This window comes from Stenotrophomonas sp. TWI377 (assembly GCF_039674525.1).
GTDB lineage: Bacteria > Pseudomonadota > Gammaproteobacteria > Xanthomonadales > Xanthomonadaceae > Stenotrophomonas.
In genome coordinates this window covers 29,831-48,713 of record NZ_JBDJNT010000014.1, presented here as the reverse complement: position 1 = coordinate 48,713, position 18,883 = coordinate 29,831, and the positions used below count along the sequence as shown (strand labels likewise).

The 18,883-nt window shown below is 67.8% G+C and carries 17 protein-coding genes; 5 read left to right on the top strand and 12 right to left on the bottom strand.

Going from position 1 to position 18,883, the window contains the following annotated elements; genetic code table 11:
• Positions 1–75: 75 nt before the first annotated feature.
• Positions 76–1,077: a type I glyceraldehyde-3-phosphate dehydrogenase gene (gene gap / locus ABE546_RS12970; RefSeq protein ID WP_121039371.1), complete on the bottom strand. Its 1,002-nt coding sequence runs from the start codon at positions 1,075–1,077 to the stop codon at positions 76–78.
• Positions 1,078–1,277: 200 nt separating this feature from the next.
• Between gap and ABE546_RS12965 the strand changes: the two genes are divergently transcribed.
• Positions 1,278–1,907 carry an OmpW family outer membrane protein gene (locus ABE546_RS12965; RefSeq protein ID WP_346463994.1) on the top strand — a complete coding sequence of 210 codons (630 nt, stop codon included), beginning with the start codon at positions 1,278–1,280 and terminating at the stop codon, positions 1,905–1,907.
• 79 nt (positions 1,908–1,986) lie between these two features.
• Here ABE546_RS12965 and ABE546_RS12960 read toward each other — a convergent pair whose 3' ends face one another.
• On the bottom strand, positions 1,987–2,685 hold the full coding sequence (locus tag ABE546_RS12960; protein ID WP_346463993.1) for an aspartate/glutamate racemase family protein: 699 nt from the start codon (positions 2,683–2,685) through the stop codon (positions 1,987–1,989).
• A gap of 119 nt (positions 2,686–2,804) precedes the next feature.
• Here ABE546_RS12960 and ABE546_RS12955 point away from each other — a divergent pair, with 119 nt between their 5' ends.
• Both ABE546_RS12955 and ABE546_RS12950 read left to right on the top strand, forming a co-directional pair.
• Positions 2,805–3,620, top strand: coding sequence for a S1/P1 nuclease (locus tag ABE546_RS12955; RefSeq protein ID WP_346463991.1), 816 nt, complete (start codon positions 2,805–2,807; stop codon positions 3,618–3,620).
• A 10-nt stretch (positions 3,621–3,630) separates the two neighbouring features.
• Positions 3,631–4,443: an MBL fold metallo-hydrolase gene (locus ABE546_RS12950; RefSeq protein WP_346463989.1), complete on the top strand. Its 813-nt coding sequence runs from the start codon at positions 3,631–3,633 to the stop codon at positions 4,441–4,443.
• A gap of 33 nt (positions 4,444–4,476) precedes the next feature.
• On the opposite strand, the gene ABE546_RS12945 is transcribed toward ABE546_RS12950, so the two are convergent.
• From ABE546_RS12945 to ABE546_RS12935, 3 genes are read right to left on the bottom strand one after another with little or no spacing between them, the layout of a single operon-like run.
• Positions 4,477–5,049 carry a hypothetical protein gene (locus ABE546_RS12945; RefSeq protein WP_346463987.1) on the bottom strand — a complete coding sequence of 191 codons (573 nt, stop codon included), beginning with the start codon at positions 5,047–5,049 and terminating at the stop codon, positions 4,477–4,479.
• Positions 5,046–6,257, bottom strand: coding sequence for a TonB family protein (locus ABE546_RS12940; protein ID WP_346463985.1), 1,212 nt, complete (start codon positions 6,255–6,257; stop codon positions 5,046–5,048). Before ABE546_RS12940 ends, ABE546_RS12945 begins: the two co-directional genes overlap by 4 nt.
• Positions 6,250–6,615: a BlaI/MecI/CopY family transcriptional regulator gene (locus tag ABE546_RS12935; protein ID WP_313210006.1), complete on the bottom strand. Its 366-nt coding sequence runs from the start codon at positions 6,613–6,615 to the stop codon at positions 6,250–6,252. The genes ABE546_RS12940 and ABE546_RS12935 overlap by 8 nt, the downstream gene beginning before the upstream one ends.
• 117 nt (positions 6,616–6,732) lie before the next feature.
• Between ABE546_RS12935 and ABE546_RS12930 the strand changes: the two genes are divergently transcribed.
• Positions 6,733–7,290 (top strand): flavin reductase family protein, encoded by a 558-nt coding sequence (locus tag ABE546_RS12930; protein ID WP_313210003.1) that lies wholly within the window; start codon positions 6,733–6,735, stop codon positions 7,288–7,290.
• Between the two features lie 31 nt (positions 7,291–7,321).
• Positions 7,322–9,274, top strand: a complete 1,953-nt coding sequence (locus ABE546_RS12925; protein WP_346463983.1) for an acetyl-CoA hydrolase/transferase C-terminal domain-containing protein — start codon at positions 7,322–7,324, stop codon at positions 9,272–9,274.
• A gap of 202 nt (positions 9,275–9,476) precedes the next feature.
• Here the strand turns inward: ABE546_RS12925 and tkt are convergent, their stop codons facing one another.
• The 7 genes from tkt to ABE546_RS12890 form a co-directional block, all read right to left on the bottom strand.
• Positions 9,477–11,486 carry a transketolase gene (gene tkt / locus ABE546_RS12920; protein ID WP_313209998.1) on the bottom strand — a complete coding sequence of 670 codons (2,010 nt, stop codon included), beginning with the start codon at positions 11,484–11,486 and terminating at the stop codon, positions 9,477–9,479.
• 150 nt (positions 11,487–11,636) lie between these two features.
• Positions 11,637–12,980, bottom strand: coding sequence for a dicarboxylate/amino acid:cation symporter (locus ABE546_RS12915; protein WP_152152534.1), 1,344 nt, complete (start codon positions 12,978–12,980; stop codon positions 11,637–11,639).
• A gap of 67 nt (positions 12,981–13,047) precedes the next feature.
• Entirely contained in the window at positions 13,048–14,751 is a 1,704-nt protein-coding gene (locus ABE546_RS12910) for a BatD family protein (RefSeq protein ID WP_346463982.1), read from the bottom strand.
• The gene (locus ABE546_RS12905) at positions 14,748–16,496 is read right to left on the bottom strand and encodes a VWA domain-containing protein (protein WP_346463980.1); all 1,749 of its coding nucleotides are present in this window, start codon (positions 16,494–16,496) and stop codon (positions 14,748–14,750) included. Before ABE546_RS12905 ends, ABE546_RS12910 begins: the two co-directional genes overlap by 4 nt.
• Positions 16,493–17,491 (bottom strand): VWA domain-containing protein, encoded by a 999-nt coding sequence (locus ABE546_RS12900; protein WP_346464016.1) that lies wholly within the window; start codon positions 17,489–17,491, stop codon positions 16,493–16,495. Before ABE546_RS12900 ends, ABE546_RS12905 begins: the two co-directional genes overlap by 4 nt.
• Before the next feature lie 8 nt (positions 17,492–17,499).
• On the bottom strand, positions 17,500–17,958 hold the full coding sequence (locus ABE546_RS12895) for a DUF4381 domain-containing protein (RefSeq protein WP_346463978.1): 459 nt from the start codon (positions 17,956–17,958) through the stop codon (positions 17,500–17,502).
• Positions 17,955–18,878: a DUF58 domain-containing protein gene (locus ABE546_RS12890; protein WP_313209988.1), complete on the bottom strand. Its 924-nt coding sequence runs from the start codon at positions 18,876–18,878 to the stop codon at positions 17,955–17,957. The genes ABE546_RS12895 and ABE546_RS12890 overlap by 4 nt, the downstream gene beginning before the upstream one ends.
• Positions 18,879–18,883 lie beyond the last annotated feature (5 nt).

The following is an 18,883-nucleotide window of genomic DNA, read 5'->3' as shown; positions in this document are numbered from 1 at the left end:
CCTGGCGGGCGCCCTGAAACGACAGACCCCGGCACGGGGCCGGGGTCTGTGGAATGACGCAGGGGCAGCGCTGGCTTACGCCGCGACGACCTTGACCATTTCCAGGCACTTGTTGGAGTAGCCCCATTCGTTGTCGTACCACGACACCAGCTTGACGAAGGTGCTGTCCAGCGCGATGCCGGCATCGGCGTCGAACACCGAGGTGTGGGTTTCACCGCGGAAATCGGTCGCCACGACCTTGTCTTCGGTGTAGCCCAGGATGCCCTTCAGCGCGCCTTCGCTCTGCGCCTTCACTTCAGCGCAGATCTCGGCGTAGGTGGCTTCCTTTTCCAGCTCGACGGTCAGATCGACCACCGACACGTCCGAGGTCGGCACGCGGAAGCTCATGCCGGTCAGCTTCTTGTTCAATTCCGGGATCACCACGCCGACGGCCTTGGCCGCACCGGTGGAGGACGGAATGATGTTTTCCAGGATGCCACGGCCACCGCGCCAGTCCTTGTTGGACGGGCCATCGACGGTCTTCTGGGTGGCGGTCGCGGCGTGCACGGTGGTCATCAGGCCACGCTTGATGCCCCACTTGTCGTTGATGACCTTGGCCAGCGGGGCCAGGCAGTTGGTGGTGCACGACGCGTTGGAGACGATCGCCTGGCCGGCGTAGGTCTTGTCGTTCACGCCGAACACGAACATCGGGGTGTCGTCCTTCGACGGTGCCGACAGGATCACCTTCTTGGCGCCCGCGTCGATGTGCTTCTGCGCGGTTTCCTTGGTCAGGAACAGGCCGGTGGATTCGATGACGACGTCCACGCCGACCTCATCCCACTTCAGGTTGGCCGGATCGCGTTCCTGGGTCAGGCGGATCTTCTTGCCGTTGACCAGCAGGTCGTTGCCGGAGACTTCCACGTCGGCCTTGAAGCGGCCATGCACGGAGTCGTACTTCAGCATGTACGCCAGGTAGTCCGGCTCCAGCAGATCGTTGATGGCGACGATTTCGATGTCATTGCCGAAGTTCAGCACGGCCGAGCGCAGCACGTTGCGCCCGATGCGACCGAAACCGTTGATGCCAACCTTGATTGCCATGTTCACAAGCTCCTGCAGCCGCGAGGGTGCGGCGCCGATGGAAAGGGGCGTTCATTCTAGCAGGGCCGGAACCGGCCCGGCCCGGGAATGACGAATGGGAACCGGTTACAACGGTAAATACCCGGATTGATCCGGATCAAGGCGCGCAGGCGCATGGACGGGAAAACTGGCGCCATTCCAACCCGCCACGAGACCGTCTCATGCGCAAGACCTCCCCCCTCCTGCTCTCCAGCCTGGCCGCCGCCCTGGCGCTGGCCGCCGCCCCCGCCATGGCCCAGTCCAAGGGTGACTGGACGATCGGTGCCGGCGTGCACCAGGTTGCCCCGAAGTCCAACAACGGCTCGCTGGCCGGCGGCACGCTGAAGGTCGATGTCGACAACGACATCAAGCCGACCATCACCGGCGAGTACTTCATCGCCGACAACCTGGGCATCGAGCTCCTCGCCGCGCTGCCGTTCAAGCACGACATCACCATCGCCGGCCTGGGCAACGTGGGCAGCACCAAGCACCTGCCGCCGGTGGTGTCGCTGCAGTATCACTTCAACAGCAAGGGCAAGGTGTCCCCGTTCCTGGGCGCCGGCATCAACTACACCACCTTCTTCAGCGAGAAGACCGGCGGCGCGCTGGCCGGCAGCACGCTGAAGATGGAAGACTCCTGGGGCCTGGCCGCCCATGCGGGCCTGGACTTCGCGATCAACGACAAGGGCTCGCTGCGCGTCGATGTGCGCTGGATGGACATCGACAGCAAGGTCAAGCTCGATGGCGAAAAGATCGGCACCGTCAATATCGACCCGCTCGCCTACGGCGTGTCGTACGTGTTCAAGTTCTGATCGGCGGATCAGAACCCAACAAGGCAACACCCTCGCAGCAAGACAGTTTCCCCGGCTTCGGCCGGGGTTTTTTTTTGGCTCATTCGGCCAACAGATGCCGCGCCGCTGCCTGCGCATGCAGCGTCGTCGTATCGAACACCGGCACCGTTGCATCCTGCGCGCCGACCAGCAGCATGATCTCCGTGCAGCCCAGGATGATGCCCTGTGCACCGCGGTCCACCAGTCGCTGCATCACCGCCCGGTAGGTCTCCCGCGAGGCCGGCAGCACCTGCCCCTGCACCAGCTCGCCATAGATGATCCGATGCACCGCCGCGCGGTCATCGGCCTCGGGAATCAGCACCTGCAGGCCATGCGCCTGGGTGAGCCGCCCCGTGTAGAAATCCTGCTCCATGGTGAACGCGGTGCCCAGCAAGCCCACCCGCTGCAGCCCGGCGGCCTTGATCGCCGCTGCCGTGGGATCGGCAATATGCAGCAGCGGAATCGCGATCGCCGCCTGCACCGCGTCGGCCAGGCGGTGCATCGTGTTGGTGCAGATCACGATGGCCGTCGCACCCGCGCCCTGCAGGCGCTGGGCCGCATCGATCATCCGCTCGGTGGCGGTGTCCCAGTCGCCGGCATGCTGCAGCGCCTCGATCTCAGCGAAATCGAACGACCACAGCAGGATCCGGCCCGAGTGCAGGCCGCCCAAGGTGTCGCGCACCTGCGCGTTGATCAGCCGGTAGTAGTGGGCCGAGCTTTCCCAGCTCATGCCGCCGATCAGGCCAACGATGTGGGCCATGGGAACCTCCGGATTCCGCCCGATGCGGGCACCCGGCGAGACTAGCCCACGCCGCCGGATTCTGCAGCCGGCCAGATCCCGGCAAGCCCGCGCGCGGCCAGCCCGCTAGAATGCCGCGGATGAAAATGCCTTCCCTGCTCCCGGCCACCGCCCTCGCGCTGGCCCTCACCTTCGTTTCCACCGATGCCCTGGCCTGGGGCGCACAGGGCCACCGCCTGGTGGCGCGGATCGCCGAGACCCGGCTGACCCCGCAGACCCAGGCCGAGGTTGACCGTCTGCTCGCCGCCGAGCCGGACCCGACACTGCACGCCATCGCCCCCTGGGCCGATCAGCTGCGCGCCAAGGATCCGGACCTGGGCAAGCGCTCGGCCGGCTGGCACTACGTCAACATCGGCGAAGACGATTGCCACTATGAAGTGCAGAAGCACTGCAAGAACGGCAACTGCGTGGTCGAGGCGCTGAAGGTACAGACCGCGATTCTCGGCGACCGCAGCAAGTCCGATGCAGAGCGCGCGCAGGCGCTGAAGTTCGTGGTGCACTTCGCCGGCGACATCCACCAGCCGATGCATGCCGGCTACGGCCACGACAAGGGTGGCAACGATTTCCAGGTGCAGTTCAACAACCGCGGTACCAACCTGCACTCGCTCTGGGACAGCGGCATGCTGAATGAGCAGACGCTGGATGACGACCAGTACCTCAAGCGCATGCTCGCGCTGCCCAAGCCCGCATTCGGCAAGCGCTCCAACATCACTGTCGACGCCGCGCAGTGGGCCGAAGCCAGCTGCCGGATCGCCATTGCACCTGGCGTTTACCCGGACAAGCGTACGCTGGGCCCCAGCTATGCGGCGACCTACCGCCCGGTCGCCGAGCGCGAGCTGCGCCTGGCCGGCGAACGCCTGGCGGTGCTGCTCAACGACACCCTGGGCAAGCGCTGAGGTCAGTACCATGTCATTGCACGTCGCCAGTTTCTTCCACCCGGACAGCCATACCTTCAGCTACGTGGTGCATGACCCGGCGACGTTGCAGGCGGCGGTGATCGATCCCGTGCTGGATTACGACCCGGACACCGATGCCCTCGGCGCCGGGCCGCTGCAGCCGTTGCTTGCGCATGTGCGCGGGCACGGCCTGCAGGTGCGTTGGCTGCTGGACACCCATGCCCACGCCGACCATGTCAGTGCCGGGCGCTGGCTGAAATCCCAGTGGCCGGACGCGACGCTGGCGATGGGCCAGGGCATCGTGCAGGTGCAGCGCACCTTCGCACCGCGTTACGCGCTGGATGTGCCGACCGACGGGTCGCAGTTCGATCATCTGTTCGCCGATGGCGAGCGCTTCACGCTCGGTGATATCGACGCCGAAGTGATCGCAGTGCCGGGCCACACCAGCGACAGCGTCGCCTATCGGATCGGCGATGCGCTGTTCACCGGCGACTCGCTGTTCATGCCCGACGGCGGCACCGCACGCTGCGACTTCCCGGGCGGTGACGCGGCGCAGCTGTACCGTTCGATCCAGCGGCTGCTTTCGTTGCCCGATGCGACCCGTGTGTTCATCTGTCACGACTACGGCCCCGGTGGCCGCAAGGTCGCCAACCAGACCACGATCGGCGAGCAGCGCGCGCACAACATCCACCTGCATGACGGCATCAGCGAAGCCGCGTTCGTCGCCACGCGCCAGGCGCGCGATGCCACGCTGGCCGAACCGACGCTGATGGAGCCTTCGGTGAAGGCGAACATACAGGGTGGCCCCGTTCGCGGCGGATAGGCATCGCGCCGCGTGGTGAGGCGCACTGCTTCCCTACTTCTCCCGCGTCCCGCTGTGCACGGTCGCCTTGCCTTTCACGATTTCGAAGGTGAAGGCATACAGCAGGCTGACCGGGACAGGCTCAATGCGCGTGGCATCCTTGCAATCGCCCCGATTGGCTGGAATCTTCCCCTCCGCGAAGTGACACACGGCTGCGGGTACGTACTGCCAGACCGCCACCGCATCCTGCGCGGACTGCAACAACGGCGCATTCTCAGGGGCATTGCCAGCGGCGCATTCGTCACGGTCCTGCACCGGCAGACTTCGCTCCACGCGGCCCTGCGCATCGATGACCAACTGCAGACAGACCGTCGTGGGCGCAAGCTCACTGCGCGGATCGCGATCGCCCAGCACGGGGTCCGGGCCGGCATTGAGTTGCGGCATCCGGTAGCCTTCGGCAGCCTTCAGCTGGTAGCTCGCCACCTGCGCAGTCCCCGTGCCGTTGGCCGGATCCAAGCGCTGATGGCCCACATTCTCCGCCCGCGTGTCCACTGACGTAAGCGTCTCATGGGTGGCACAGCCGGCCATCAACAGCGCCGCCAGTGCGGGGACGTAAGGCTGCCTCATGGTGTTGGCACCTCGTCATCCATGGCGTAGGTGACCGGAATCTTCAGCGCCGAGGCCACGGCCTTGCCGTTTCTGATCGCCGGTTCGAAGGTCCATTGCTTCGCCGCAGCCACCGTCGCCTCATCGAACACACCGGCCGGAGTCGCCTCCAGCACGCGTACGTTGGTCGCCTTGCCTTCGGCGTCGACGTCCACCCGCACCACGACCTTGCCGACGATGCTCTGCTCGAAGGCGATCTTCGGGTATGACGGCGGCGGCATCTTGTGGGCGATGGCATTGCGATCGGCCAGCACTGCGCCCTGGCCGATCCCGCTGGCGGGGACGCCGCCACTGCCCTGACTCGCCCACGCCACCGTGCAAAGCCCCACGCACAGCCCGACCACCAGCACCTGCCCGGTCATCCACGGCAATGCCTTCCGCTTGTGTTCCTTCAACATGGCAATACGCTCCTTCAACATCGGTTGGCTGCGCCAGTGGCAGGCCATCGGGGCAACCGGGTGGACCAACTGCGCCTTGAGCAGCGCGTTGGCGTAGAGCCGGCGCAGCGCCGGATGCGGATCGACCGTGCGCGCGTCGCAGGCCAGTTCCTGGTCACGCAGGAAGCGGCGCGCCGCCCACGGCATCAACGGGTGGAACCAGAACACGCAGCGCAGCAGGGCCAACGCGGCGTTTGCCCAGGGATCGCCATGACGGCGATGGCTGTGTTCGTGACGCAGGATCAGGTCCTGCTCGGCGGGGCTGAAGCGCTGCTCGAAGTCCGGGCCCACCACGATCCGCGGCCGCCACAACCCGACCAGCGCCGGCAGACCCGGATCGCCACTGGCCTGCCAGCTGCCATCCTGGCGCGGCTGCAGCGCGCCCAGGGCCTGCGCGAAGCGGCGCTGCGCGCGCCAACTGATGCCGGCCATCGCCACCGCGCCCAGCAGCCACACCGTCAACAGCAGCAGTGGCCACTGCGAGGCATCGTGAGGCACGGCAGGCGCGCGCAGCGCCGAGGCCATGACCATCACCGGGGCGGTCTCGGTGATCGTCAGCGGCGGCACCGGCAGGGACGGGACAACCAGCATCAGCGGCAGCAACCACCAGCTGCGGTAGGCCAGCGCTGCGCCCCCCAGCCGCAGCAGCAGAGGCCTGGCGGCGGCCAATACCAGCGTCGCCACCGACAGCCATACGCTGGCCTGCAGCAGCCCATCGAGCAGGTCAGTCATGGTCCAGCGCCTGGATGAGTTGCTTCAGTTCGGCGATGTCCTGCGCGCTGAGCTCCCCGCGCTGGCTGAAATGCGCCACCAGCGGCGCGACGCGGCCGTCGAACACGCGCTCCAGGAAGCCCTCGCTCTGCTCGGCCACCCAGGCCTGCCGTTGCAGCACGGGCGAGTACAGATAGCGACGCCCCTCGCGGCTGGCACTGACCGCCCCCTTGGTCAGCAGCCGGTTGAGCAGGGTCTTGATGGTGGGCTCGGCCCAGTCACGGCTGGCCAGCGCGGCCACCACATCATCAGCGCCCAGCGGATGGTGGCGCCACAGCACCTCCATCACCACGGCTTCGGCTTCACTGATCTGGCTCATCATTTACATCCGTAATCGACGATTCGATTACGCCCGTAATCAGCACGGGTGTCAACCCTTCGACAGCCGGTTCATGCAGCCACTGCCAGCATCGGCGCATGCCCCGCGGAGCCCTCGATGAGACGCTACCGAAAATTCGATTACCCAGTGGACGATGTGCGCCGCTTCCTGGAACCCGGCCCGGTCGTGCTGATCAGCTCGGCCTGGAAAGGCCAGCGCAACATCATGACGCTGGGCTGGCACATGGTGCTGGAGTTCACGCCCTCGCGCCTGGCGACCATGATTTCCACCGGCAACCACAGTTTCGAGCTGATCCGCCGCAGTGGCGAATGCGTCATCAATGTACCCACCGCAGAGATGCTCGATACGGTGATCGGCATCGGCAACAGCAGCGGCGTGGAGATCGACAAGTTCGCGCATTTCGGCCTGGACGCAGTGGCCGCCAGCGAGGTTGCCGCCCCCTTGATCGCCCAGTGCCACGCCAGTTTCGAATGCCGGCTGGCCGACCGCAGCCAGATCAAGAAGCACGGTCTCTTCATCTGGGAGGTGGTCAAAGCGCATGTCGCACGCGCCCCGAAACTGCCGCGCACGGTGCATTACCGGGGCGATGGCCAGTTCATGCTTTCCGGCGATGAAGTCTCGCGTCGCCGTCTGTTCAAACCGGAAATGCTGTAATGACCCGCATGATTTCGCAGGATAGCGCCGCATGACCGAACACCTGACCGACCTGGACGCCGCCGTCGACTGGCTGCTGCAGCGGGTCGATGGCCCCCTGCGCATTGGCGCCCCGCTCGCCTTGGGCAAGCCGCACCGGCTGCTCAACGCGCTGTATGCCCGTGTGGAAAACGACGCCTCGCGGCCGCTGCAGCTTTACACCGCACTGTCACTGAACCCACCACGCGGCGGTGCCGGGCTGGAAGCACGCTTCATGAAACCGTTCGCCGAGCGTCATTTCGGTGAGGACTTTCCGCGGCTGGCCTACGCCGATGCAATGGTGCGCGACCAGCTGCCGGCGCATGTGCAGGTGGAAGAGTTCTACATGCAGTCCGGCGCATTGTTGAACTCCTCGCAGGCCCAGCGCAGCTACACCAGCCTCAACTACACGCACGCCGCCGATGCGGTGGCCCAGCGCGCGCCGCATGCGATCGTGCAGAAAGTGGCGATGCGCGCGAATGATCGGCGCCTGTCGCTGTCATGCAACAACGACATCACCCAGGACACGCTGGATGCGATGGTCGCGCGCGGGCTGCCACGCCCGCTGATGATCGCCGAGATCGATCCGCAGCTGCCCTATCTGGCCGGCTCGGCCACGGTGGATGTGTCGTTCTTCGATCTGGTGATCACGCCGCCGGGGCCGTACCCGGCGCTGTTCGGCCTGCCCCGCCAACCGGTCAGCGATGCCGATTACGCCATCGGCCTGTACGCCAGCACGCTGGTGCGCGATGGCGGCACGCTGCAGATCGGCATCGGCACGCTGGCCGATGCGCTCAGCCATGCACTGGTGCTGCGGCATACCGACAACGCCCGCTACCGGCAGATCCTGCAGGCGCTGGATCCCGGCCTGGCCAGCCACCCGACCGTGCTGGAGTGCGGTGGCCTGGAGCCGTTCGAGATCGGTCTGTACGGCTGCAGCGAAATGCTCAACGAAGGCTTCCGCCGTCTGGTCCAGACCGGGGTGATCCGGCGCAAGGTGCATGACGATCTGGCCTTGTTGCAGCGGATCGAGAACGGCACCGCGTGGACCACCGACTACGCCACGCTCGAGGCCGAGGGCGAGTACCTGCACGGCGCGTTCTATCTGGGCTCGCCGGAGTTCTACCAGTGGCTGCGCGACCTGCCCGATGAGGAGCGCAGCGCGATCGGCATGCGCCGCATCAGTGAGATCAACCAGCTCTACGGCGGCGATGAAACGCTGGAGCGGATGCAGCGCCGCGATGCGCGCTTCTTCAACTCCTGCATGATGGCCACCGCGCTGGGCGCTGCGGTTTCCGATGCGCTGGAAGACGGCCGTGTGGTCTCCGGCGTGGGCGGCCAGTACAACTTCGTGGCGATGGCGCATGCCCTGCCCGGCGCCCGCAGCGCGCTGATCTTCCGCGCCACCCGCGAGGACAAGGGCGTCCTGCACTCCAACGTGCGCTGGAACTACGGCCACACCACGATCCCGCGGCACCTGCGCGATCTCTACATCAACGAGTACGGCATCGCCGACCTGCGCAACATGACCGACGAGGACTGCGTGATCGCGATGGCTGCGATCACCGATGCACAGTTCCAGGCCGCGTTGCTGGACAAGGCGAAGGCCTCGAAGAAACTGGCGACCGGTTTCACTCCGTCCGCCGATGGACAGCGCAACACCGCTGCGGCGGTCAGTGCGTCGCTGGCGCCGTTCCGCCAATCCGGGCTGCTGCCGGATTACCCGCTGGGCAGCGATTTCACCGAGGTCGAGCAGCACCTGGTCAAGGCGCTGGGCTGGCTGAAGCAGAACACGCAGACGCCAATGGCGAAGCTGCGCACGGTGCTGGCCGCGGTCACCCAACCCGCCGGCGATGGCGATCAGGCGTATCTGCAGCGGATGGGGCTGGAGGCGCCGACGACGATGGGCGAACGCATCGAGGCGCGGTTGGTGCGGTTGGGATTGGCGCGCACCGCAGCCGGGTGATGTAGATCCACGCCATGCGTGGATGCGTGTTGATCACGCGTCAGCAATGGTCGAGGGGTACGCCAACAGCATCCACGCATGGCGTGGATCTACCCTCGATCAAGGATGCCGTGGTGTTTGCCCTTCAACAAACGAAAAGGCCGGCTTTCGCCGGCCTTCCGCTTGATGGCGCCGAGCATGGCTCGACGCTATCCAGCCGTCATCAGTTCGCCAGCTGCGCCTTGGCCGCAGCCACGACGTGCTCGGCGGTGATGCCGAAGTGCTTGTACAGCGCCTCCGCCGGGGCCGACGCACCGAAGGTGTCGATACCCACCACCGCACCGTCCAGGCCCACGTACTGGCGCCAGAAACCGGTGACACCGGCTTCCACGGCCACGCGGTTGCGCACGGCGTTGGGCAGCACGGACTCACGGTACGCCGCGTCCTGACGCTCGAAGACGTCGGTCGACGGCATCGACACCACGCGGGTCTTGATGCCGGCGGCATCCAGCTCCGCCTTGGCGGTCACGGCCAGGCCCACTTCCGAACCGGTGCCGATCAGGATCACGTCCGGCACGCCGCCTTCCGCATCGGCCAGCACATACCCACCGCGCGCGATCTGTGCGACCTGCTCGGTGCTGCGCGGCTGGTGCGGCAGGTTCTGGCGGCTGAACACCAGGCAGCTCGGGCCGTCGGTGCGGGTGATCGCCGACTTCCAGCTGACCGCCGATTCAACCGCATCGCACGGGCGCCACACATCGTTGTTCGGGATGTAGCGCAGCGAGGCCAGATGCTCCACCGGCTGGTGGGTCGGGCCGTCTTCGCCGAGGCCGATCGAATCGTGCGTGTACACGTGGATCGCGTGGGCCGGGATCAGCGCGCTCATGCGCACGCCGTTGCGGGCGTAATCGCTGAACACCAGGAAGGTGGCGTCGAACGGAATGAACCCGCCATGCAGGGCCAGGCCGTTGGCGATCGCGGTCATGCCGAACTCGCGCACGCCGTAGTACACGTAGTTGGCGTTCGGGTCATCGGTGGCGACCGACTTGCTGGCCTTCCACAGGGTCAGGTTGGAGTGCGCCAGATCGGCCGAACCGCCCACCAGTTCCGGCAGCAGCGGCGCGAACGCTTCGATCGCCAGCTGCGAGGCCTTGCGCGAGGCGATGGTCTGGCCATCGGCCTGGACCTGGGCGATGTAGGCATCGGCCTTGGCGATGAAGTCGGCCGGCAGCTCGCCGTGCGAACGACGGATCAGCTCCTCGGCTTCGGCCGGGAACTGCGCGGCGTACTTGTCGAACTGCTGTTCCCACTCGGCCTGGCGCAGGGTGCCGGTACCGCCGGCACGCCAGCCGGCGTAGATTTCTTCCGGAATCTCGAACGGGCCGTACGGCCAGCCCAGCTGCTTGCGGGTCGCGTCCAGCTCATCCTTGCCCAGCGGGGCGCCGTGGCTGGATTCCTTGCCGGCCTTGTTCGGCGAGCCGAAGCCGATGGTGGTGCGGCAGCAGATCAGGGTCGGCTTGTCGAACTGCGACAGCGCGCTGTCGATGGCGGCCTTGATGCTGTCCGGATCGTGGCCATCGACGCCGCGCACCACGTTCCAGCCATAGGCTTCGAAACGCTCGGGGGTGTTGTCGGTGAACCAGCCATCGGTGTTGCCATCGATGGAGATGTGGTTGTCATCCCAGAAGCAGACCAGCTTGGACAGGCCCCAGGTGCCGGCCAGCGAGGCGGCTTCATGCGAGATGCCTTCCATCAGGCAGCCATCGCCCAGGAACACCCAGGTGCGGTGGTCGACGATCTCGTGTTCCGGGCGGTTGTAGCGCTGAGCCAGCAGCTTCTCGGCCAGGGCGAAGCCCACGGCGTTGGCCAGACCCTGACCCAGCGGACCGGTGGTCGTCTCCACGCCGGGGGTTTCATGGTGTTCCGGGTGGCCGGCGGTCTTGCTGCCCAGCTGGCGGAACTGCTTGAGCTGCTCGATCGGCAGGTCGTAGCCGCTCAGGTGCAGCAGCGCGTACTGCAGCATCGAGCCGTGGCCGTTGGACAGCACGAAGCGGTCGCGGTTGAACCACTTGGGATTCTTGGGGTTGTGACGGAGATAGTCGTTCCAGAGCACTTCGGCGATATCGGCCATGCCCATCGGCATGCCGGGATGACCGGACTTGGCGGTTTCGACCGCATCAGCGGCAAGGAAGCGGATGGCATTGGCCAACTGGCGGCGGGTAGGCTGCGTCATGGTTCTGTCGGAGTCGGGAGGCTCCCGCGGAGCTGCGGGCAGCCCATTGTCCCACAGGTGATCGGCGGGGTCAGGCCGGAGACAGGCCAGGCCCTTAACGACAACGCCCCGCACAAGGCGGGGCGTCGGGAACCCACAGCCTGCGCAGGCTCAGTCGCGCGGGGCGGGTGCCGGGGCCGGGGCCACCGCGGCCACGACCGGACCATCGTCCACTTCGCCCTTGGCCACCAGGGTGGTCAGGGCCAGATCGCCGGTGACGTTCAGCGCGGTACGGCACATGTCCAGGAAGTGGTTCACGCCCAGGATCAGGCCGATGCCCAGCGGGTTCACGCCGACCATGGCGCAGATCATGGCCACCACCGGCAGCGAGCCGGAGGGCACGCCGGCGGTGCCGATGCCGCCCAGGATGCAGACCGCCATGACCATGAACTGCTGGCCGATGCTCAGGTCCACACCGAAGAACTGCGCCAGGAAGATCACCGTCACGCCCTCGAACAGCGCGGTGCCGTTCTGGTTGGCGGTGGCGCCCACGGTCAGCACGAAGCGCGAGACCTTCTGCGGCAGGCCCATCTGGTCGGCCACGCGCAGCGCGGTCGGCAGGGTGGCGTTGCTGGAGGCGGTGGAGAAGGCCATCACGGTGGCCTCCTGGGTGTCGCGGAAGAACGCCAGCGGCGAGCGCCCGGACAGCCACACGGCCACGCCGTAGGTCACCACCATATGCAGGCCGAGCGCCAGCACCACCACCCCCACGTAGGCGCCCAGGCGGATGATCAGCTCGAAGCCGAACAGGGCGGCCAGGTTGAACATGAAGCAGGCCACCGCGTACGGGGCCAGGCGGATGACCAGGTTGATCAGGGTCATCGAGACTTCGAAGATGCCTTCGATGGCACGACGCAGCGGGGCCACCTTCTCTTCAGGCGAAAGCACCATGCCGATGCCGAACATCAGCGCGAAGAACATCAGCGACAGGATCGCGCTGTTGCTGGACGCGGCCTCGACCACATTGCCCGGCACGATCGACAGCAGCATGTCCATGCCCTTCGGCGTGCCATGGATACCGGCGACGATTTCCTTGCTGCGTTCGGCGTTCTCGGCCAGCATCTGCGCGGCCACGACCGGGTCCACGCCCACGCCGGGCTTGAGCACGTTGACCAGCACCAGGCCGATGCCCACGGCGATGCCGGACAGCACGATCGTGTAGGCCAGCGTCTTCCAGCCGATGCGGCCAAGGGCGCGGATGTCGCCCATCTCCGACACGCCCATGATCAGCGCCGAGAAGATCAGCGGCACGATCAGCATGAAGATCAGATTGAGGAACAGGCCCGAGGCGGGGGTAGTGATGTAATCCATCACCCACTTGGCACCGGTATGCAGGCCGTCGATGCTGCCACCGAGGGCATGGACGGTCAGCCCGAGGACCAGGCCGATGATGAAGCCAATGCCCATTTTCCAATGCAAAGGCAGTTTCTGCCGGGTCGTTGCGGCCTCAGTCATGGAGCGGCGTTCCTCGAAAAAATGAAATCAGCTTAGCAAAGCCGGCCGCCCTGACCGACACGCCTTTTTATGAATGCGCGGATGGATACAACGGCGCGAGGCCATTGTTCTGCGCGGCCGCACGGGCCCGCCAGTGCGGTCCGTCATGGAAGGCGCGCCGCAGCGCCTGCCGTGCCTGGCCCACATCACCGCCCTGCCCGCCCCAGCGGACCGCCTGCATCTGGAGCAACGTGTCGCGCTGCTGGGGGTTGTCGAGGCGCTCCAGCACCTGCTCCAAGGTCTGCACGCCGCCCATGCCAGCCAGCACGGCGATGATCTCGTCCAGCCCACCCGCTTCCATCGCGCGGCGCAGGTCGGCACGCGTGTACGGGCTCCCGGACGGAGCGACCGGCACACCCGCTTCGGCACCGGGCACGGCGACAGGACGACCGCGTCGGCGCCAGCCCCAGACCAGGGTCAGCAGCCACAGCAGGGCCAGGCCCGCCGACAGCGCGATCCAGCCCCACGGCCGCGGCGCGCCCTGCGCCGGCGCCAGCTGCAGATCGGAGGAGGCCGCCGCCGGTTCGCCCGGCAGCGCCGAGGTGGTGTCCACCGGCAGCGCCGGCGCGGTACTGCCGGCCACCCCGGCAGCGATGTCCAGTGGCAGGTCCGGCAGGCTGGCACTGCGCGGCTGCCCGGCGGCCACATCCCACCACGCCATGCGCAGCCCCGGCACGGTCAGCGGCCCGGCCTGGCGCGGCACGATCGCAAAACGCCGGGTCAGCTTGAGCTGTGGGGTGTTGCCGTTGAAGGTTTCATCGAACTGCGGCGGCTCGGCGAACACCTGCGCGCCGGGGCCGACATCGGGCACGGGCAGCTCAGGGAACTGCGCCTTGGTCGCGCCGTCGGCCACGGCCTCCACCACGATCGTGGCCGCCTCACCGGCACGGCCGGTGGTGGGCGCTGCGGTGTAGCGCAGGCGCAGCCCGTGCAGCGGCAGCCACGGCTGCGGTGCAGAAGCGGGTTGCGCCTGGACCTGCAGCGTGCGCTCGGCCGATGCGGCACGCAGGCGGCCATCGCCGCCGAACATGTCATTGAAGAAGCCGCCCGCGCTGCGCCCGTTGAACTGCGCGGCCGGCAGCACCAGCGGCCCGCTGCGCTCGGGAATCAGCAGGAAGCGCCGTTCCACCACGTTGTAGCGGCGCCCATTGACCTCGCGCACCAGGGTGCGGTCATCGCCCACCCGCTGCAGCGAGGCGCCGGCCGGTGTATCGAGCACCAGTTCGCCACTGAGCAGTTGCGCGGCGTAGAACAGGCGCACCACCACGCCGACACTCTGCTGCACATAGGGCGTGGGATCGTCGACCTCGGTTTCGAGGAAGGCCGCGGCATCACCACGGGCGGCCGCGGGGGCGGACGCGCTGCCGGCGCCGACCTGCAGGGTCAGCGGCTGGGTGCGGCTGCTGCCCACCTGCAGCGCAGGAATCTGCAGGGTGCCGGTGCGCTTCGGGCTGAGCGCGACGGCATACAGCGCGCGCGAGGTCATCGCGCCGTTGCTCCACTGCACCTGGCGGCTGCTGGTCTGGCTGCTGAGATCGAAGTCGGTCCGCAGCGGGCCATAGTCCGGCGCGCCGCCGCCCGCATCGGATTCGATGTTGAGGGTGACGGTATCGCTGTCGGTGATCTGCTCGCGGTCGAGCCAGGCGCGGGTCTGCGCGTGCGCGGCCATGCTCGCGCACAGCAGCAGGGCAAGCCCGGCGCGCAACCAGCGCTGTATCGTGGAATGTGTCATCGCCCTTCCCGTTTCCTGCGTTCGTTTTCCAGCTGGAACTTGGCCCGCAGCAGGCTGCCGGGGTCATCCGGTACCCGCCGCATCCACGCCTCGACCGCCTGCTGCTGCTCACGCTGCTGCGGGGTGCCGCTGACCTGGCCCTGCGCCTTGTCGTTGCCGTCGTTCTGCCCCTGGCGCTGCATCGCCTGCTGCATGCGCTCGCGCTGGGCCGCGTCAGCCTGGGCCTGCGCCTGGCTGTCGGCGGCCTGTGGCGACTTCCCGCCCTCGGATTGGCCATCCTTTGGATCACCGGATGCCGGCGGCGGTGACTGCCCCTGTTCGCCCTTGTCCTGCGGCGGCGAGGACTGACCGTCGTTACCCTGACCCGGGTTCTTGCCGGGATCGGGCGGGTCGGAGGGCGGCTTTTTCCCGTCCTTCTGATCGTTGTTCTGATCGTTGTTCTGTGGCGGCTTGCGCTTGCGGGCGGCATCGACGGCGGCGCGGTTGGCGACCGCATCGGCCATGCCCGGATGCTGCTTCAGCGCACGGTCGTAGGCCTCGATGGCGGCGTCGTACTGGCCCTGTCGCGCCAGCGCGTTGCCCAGGTTGTACCAGCCGGCATCCGTATCGATGCCCTCGAACTGCTGCTGCGCCGCCTTGAAGTCACCCTTGCGGTACGCATCCACACCGGTGGACAGGCGTTGCTGATCGACCTGGTCGGCGCGTTGCCACCACGTTCCCTCGGCGGCATGTGCCGTCGTCGGCAGCGCCATCGGCAGCGCCGCCATCATCACCAGCACGGCCAGCGCGCCGCGCCGCCGGAAGGCGAACAGGGCCAGCAGCATCAGCGGTGGCAACAGCCAGAACCCTTCATCGTGCCACGTGCGGCCCTGCCCTTCGCGGCTGTCATCGGCACTGACCCGCGGGGTCAATACGTCCAGCGCCGCGAGATCCTTGTCATCGGAGGCGATACGCGCATAGCGGCCGCCGCCACGGCTGGCGACACCCCGCAGCGTGCCCTCCTCCAGCCGCGCCGGCACGATCTGACCCTCGCCGTTGCGGTAGGCCGCGCCCTGCGGCGTACCCAGCCCGAGCACGGAGACCACGAAGCCCTGCGCGCGTGCCGAGGCAGCAGCCTGTTCGGCATCCGCATCGGCGCGATCGGTGAGCAGGAGAATGTCGCCACCGCGTGCGCCGGATTGCTGCAGCAGCTTCACCGCCGTCTCCAGCGCACGGTCGGCACGCTGGCCATCGCGCGGCATCACATCCGGCGCCAGCGCATCCAGATACAGCGCGACATTGGCCATGTCGTCGGTCAGCGGCGCCACGGTGTAGGCATCGTCGGCGTAGACGAGCAGCGCGACTTCGCCGCCCTGGCGCTCGCGCAGCAGCGTGGCCAGCTTGGCGCGCGCCTGCAGCAGGCGCGACGGTGGCAGATCGGTCGCGGTCACCCGCGAAGAGAGATCCAGCGCGACCACCAGCGGCGACGGCGTCTGCCACAGCGGCTGTGCGACCTGTCGCCATGAAGGACCGGCCAGCGCCACGATGGCGGTCGCCGTGCCAAGCAGCAGCAGGATCAACCCGCCCCAGGCGCGACGGTCGCGGCCGACCAGCAGATGGCGCAGCAGATGCGCATCCACCGTCTGACGCCAGACATTGGCGCGACGGCGACGCAGCCACCAGATCGCGACCAGCAGCGGCAGCACGAGCAGCGCCCACAAGGCATCGGGGCGGACAAAATGCAGGGCGTTCCAGCTCGCGCTCATGTCCAGCGCCTCGGCAACAACCCCGCCAAGCCGGCCAGCAGCAACGCCAGTGCCAGCGGCGGGGCGTAGCGTTCGATCCGCGGCCGCACCGCCGGGCCCGCCGATTTGACCGGCTCCAGCCGTTCCAGCTCGGCATAGATGCCGGCCAGCTCATCGGTATTGCGCGCACGGAACGAGCGGCCGCCGGTGAGCTCGGCAATCTTGTTCAGGGTTGCTTCGTCGACCGGGTCTTCGCCGGGGGCGATCTGCACGCCAAACAGGCTGATGCCCCCGTCGCCGCCGAAGGCCACCGTATAGACGCGCACACCTTCGGCCTGGGCCAGCTCGGCCGCGCGCAGCGGTTCGAGCACGCCGGCATTGCTGACCCCGTCGGTGAGCAGGATCAGCACGCGCTGCCCTTCCGGCTGTTCGCGCAGGCGTTTGACCGCCAGCGCGATCGCATCGCCGATCGCGGTCTCGCGCCCGGCCAGGCCGACCACGCTGTCGCGCAGCTGGTCACGCACGCTGGTGAGGTCGGCCGTCAACGGGGTCAGCGTATAGGCACGCTCACCGAAGATCAGCAGGCCGACACGATCGCCCACACGGCGATCGAGGAAATCGGCGAGCACGGCCTTGGCCGCGGTCAGCCGCTCGACCACCTGATTGCCAAGCATCATGTCCGCTTCGCTCATGCTGCCGGAGACGTCCACCGCCAGCATCATCTGCCGGCCCTGCTGTGGCGGCGTCACCGCTTCGCCCAGCTGCTGCGGTCGCGCGGCGGCCACGCACAGGCAGGCCCACGCCAGCCATAGCAGCGCGCGCCCCAGTCGTGGCCCGGCACCGCCCGAGGCAGCCCCGAGCGACTGCAGCTGATCGGCCGCATACGGCACCCGCAACGCGGCCCCCGCCCCGGGCCGCGATGGCCACCAGTGCATCAGGATCGGCAAGGGCAGCGCCCACAACATCCACGGCCACGCCAGGCTGTCCACCCAGGTCAACCACGTGGGCATCGTCATCGCGATCATCAGCGCCGCTCCGTCAGCAGCGACAGATAACGGCGGCGGGCCAGCACGCGCAGCCGCTGCACCGCCTCGGCATCCACGCTCGGTCGATAGCCACCATCGAGCAGCAGCGCACCATCGCCCTCGGAAAACGCCCGGCTGTTCTTCTCATCCAGGAACGCGAGCCACGCGTCGCCCTGCAGACGTTCCGCCCCGGGCTGGGACTGACGTGCCGCGCGGCGCAACAGCTCGGCGATCGCCGCCACCTCCAGCACCGGCGAACCGGCCTGGGCCACCTGTGCATCGAACAGCGCCAGCCAGCGCTGGCGCGCGCGCCGTTGGCGCCAGTGCCAGACCCAGATTCCCGCCACCACCAGCACGATCGCGCCGAACACCAGCCACCAGCCCGGCGCGGGCGGCCACCAGGGCGGTGACGGCGGCAGCTGCACATCGCGCAACGGCAGCGATGCGGCGGCGCTCATGCCACCACCGCCGTCGGCAAGGGGCTGAGCCAGCTGTCGCTGGCATCGTCGGTGGCCACCACATGCACCTGGATGCGCCGAGCCGCCAAGCGGTTCTGCAGCGCTTCCAGGGGCGCAACGAAGCGTTCGCGCCAGTGCTCACGCACCGCGGCGCTACCCAGATCCAGCAGCACGCGACGCCCCTGCGAAAGAAACGGCAGCGCATCGGCCGGCGGTGCCAGCTCCAGCGGATCGACCAGCAGCATCACCACCACCTCGTGGTGCATGGCCAATGCGGCCCAGCGTGCGCTGCTGATGGTGGCGGCGCGCGCCGGATCGGCCAGCACCACCACACGGGCACCGGGGCGCAGCAGACGTGCCGCCTGCTCCAGCGCCCGATCCAGGCCGGCGTCCTCGGCAGGCGGATCGGCATACCAGCGGGTCAGGGCGTCAAGCACGCGCAATACACCGCGGGTGCCGCCGGCCGGTGCGATCGGCGGCTCCTGGGTGCTGCCACGCACCGCAGCCAGGCGGTCGCCCTGGCGCTGCGCCAACCACGCCGCAACCGCACCGACGCGCGCGGCCTGCACGGATTTGAAGCGGACCCGGGTGCCGAAATACAGCACCGGATCGGTATCGGCGACCAGCAGCGTCAAGCGTTCGCGCTCGGCCTGAAAGAGTTTGGTATGCGCGCGCCCGGTACGCGCGGTGACGCGCCAGTCGATATGCCGCGCGTCATCGCCCGGTACATAGTCGCGGGACTCGGCGTATTCCATCCCACGCCCGCGCGCGGGCGACGGCGCACTGCCGGCGTGACCCAGACGGCCACGCCGCGCCGGCGGCGCGCGGTGCGCACTGCGGCGCAATGCCACCAGCTCGGCCAGACGCGGCCGCAGGCCATCGCCTTCAAGCGGCGTGGCCGTATGCACGGGCGTATCCATCGTGC

Bases quoted from the DNA above. Each gene is read 5' to 3' on its own strand.
- ABE546_RS12895 (WP_346463978.1), bottom strand. From the start codon at position 17,958: ATGAGCGCCGCCGCATCGCTGCCGTTGCGCGATGTGCAGCTGCCGCCG.
- gap (WP_121039371.1), bottom strand. From the start codon at position 1,077: ATGGCAATCAAGGTTGGCATCAACGGTTTCGGTCGCATCGGGCGCAAC.
- ABE546_RS12960 (WP_346463993.1), bottom strand. From the start codon at position 2,685: ATGGCCCACATCGTTGGCCTGATCGGCGGCATGAGCTGGGAAAGCTCG.
- ABE546_RS12890 (WP_313209988.1), bottom strand. From the start codon at position 18,878: ATGGATACGCCCGTGCATACGGCCACGCCGCTTGAAGGCGATGGCCTG.
- ABE546_RS12950 (WP_346463989.1), top strand. From the start codon at position 3,631: ATGTCATTGCACGTCGCCAGTTTCTTCCACCCGGACAGCCATACCTTC.
- ABE546_RS12910 (WP_346463982.1), bottom strand. From the start codon at position 14,751: ATGACACATTCCACGATACAGCGCTGGTTGCGCGCCGGGCTTGCCCTG.
- ABE546_RS12925 (WP_346463983.1), top strand. From the start codon at position 7,322: ATGACCGAACACCTGACCGACCTGGACGCCGCCGTCGACTGGCTGCTG.
- ABE546_RS12935 (WP_313210006.1), bottom strand. From the start codon at position 6,615: ATGAGCCAGATCAGTGAAGCCGAAGCCGTGGTGATGGAGGTGCTGTGG.
- ABE546_RS12900 (WP_346464016.1), bottom strand. From the start codon at position 17,491: ATGACGATGCCCACGTGGTTGACCTGGGTGGACAGCCTGGCGTGGCCG.
- ABE546_RS12905 (WP_346463980.1), bottom strand. From the start codon at position 16,496: ATGAGCGCGAGCTGGAACGCCCTGCATTTTGTCCGCCCCGATGCCTTG.
- ABE546_RS12940 (WP_346463985.1), bottom strand. From the start codon at position 6,257: ATGACTGACCTGCTCGATGGGCTGCTGCAGGCCAGCGTATGGCTGTCG.
- ABE546_RS12955 (WP_346463991.1), top strand. From the start codon at position 2,805: ATGAAAATGCCTTCCCTGCTCCCGGCCACCGCCCTCGCGCTGGCCCTC.
- ABE546_RS12930 (WP_313210003.1), top strand. From the start codon at position 6,733: ATGAGACGCTACCGAAAATTCGATTACCCAGTGGACGATGTGCGCCGC.
- ABE546_RS12945 (WP_346463987.1), bottom strand. From the start codon at position 5,049: ATGAGGCAGCCTTACGTCCCCGCACTGGCGGCGCTGTTGATGGCCGGC.
- ABE546_RS12915 (WP_152152534.1), bottom strand. From the start codon at position 12,980: ATGACTGAGGCCGCAACGACCCGGCAGAAACTGCCTTTGCATTGGAAA.
- tkt (WP_313209998.1), bottom strand. From the start codon at position 11,486: ATGACGCAGCCTACCCGCCGCCAGTTGGCCAATGCCATCCGCTTCCTT.
- ABE546_RS12965 (WP_346463994.1), top strand. From the start codon at position 1,278: ATGCGCAAGACCTCCCCCCTCCTGCTCTCCAGCCTGGCCGCCGCCCTG.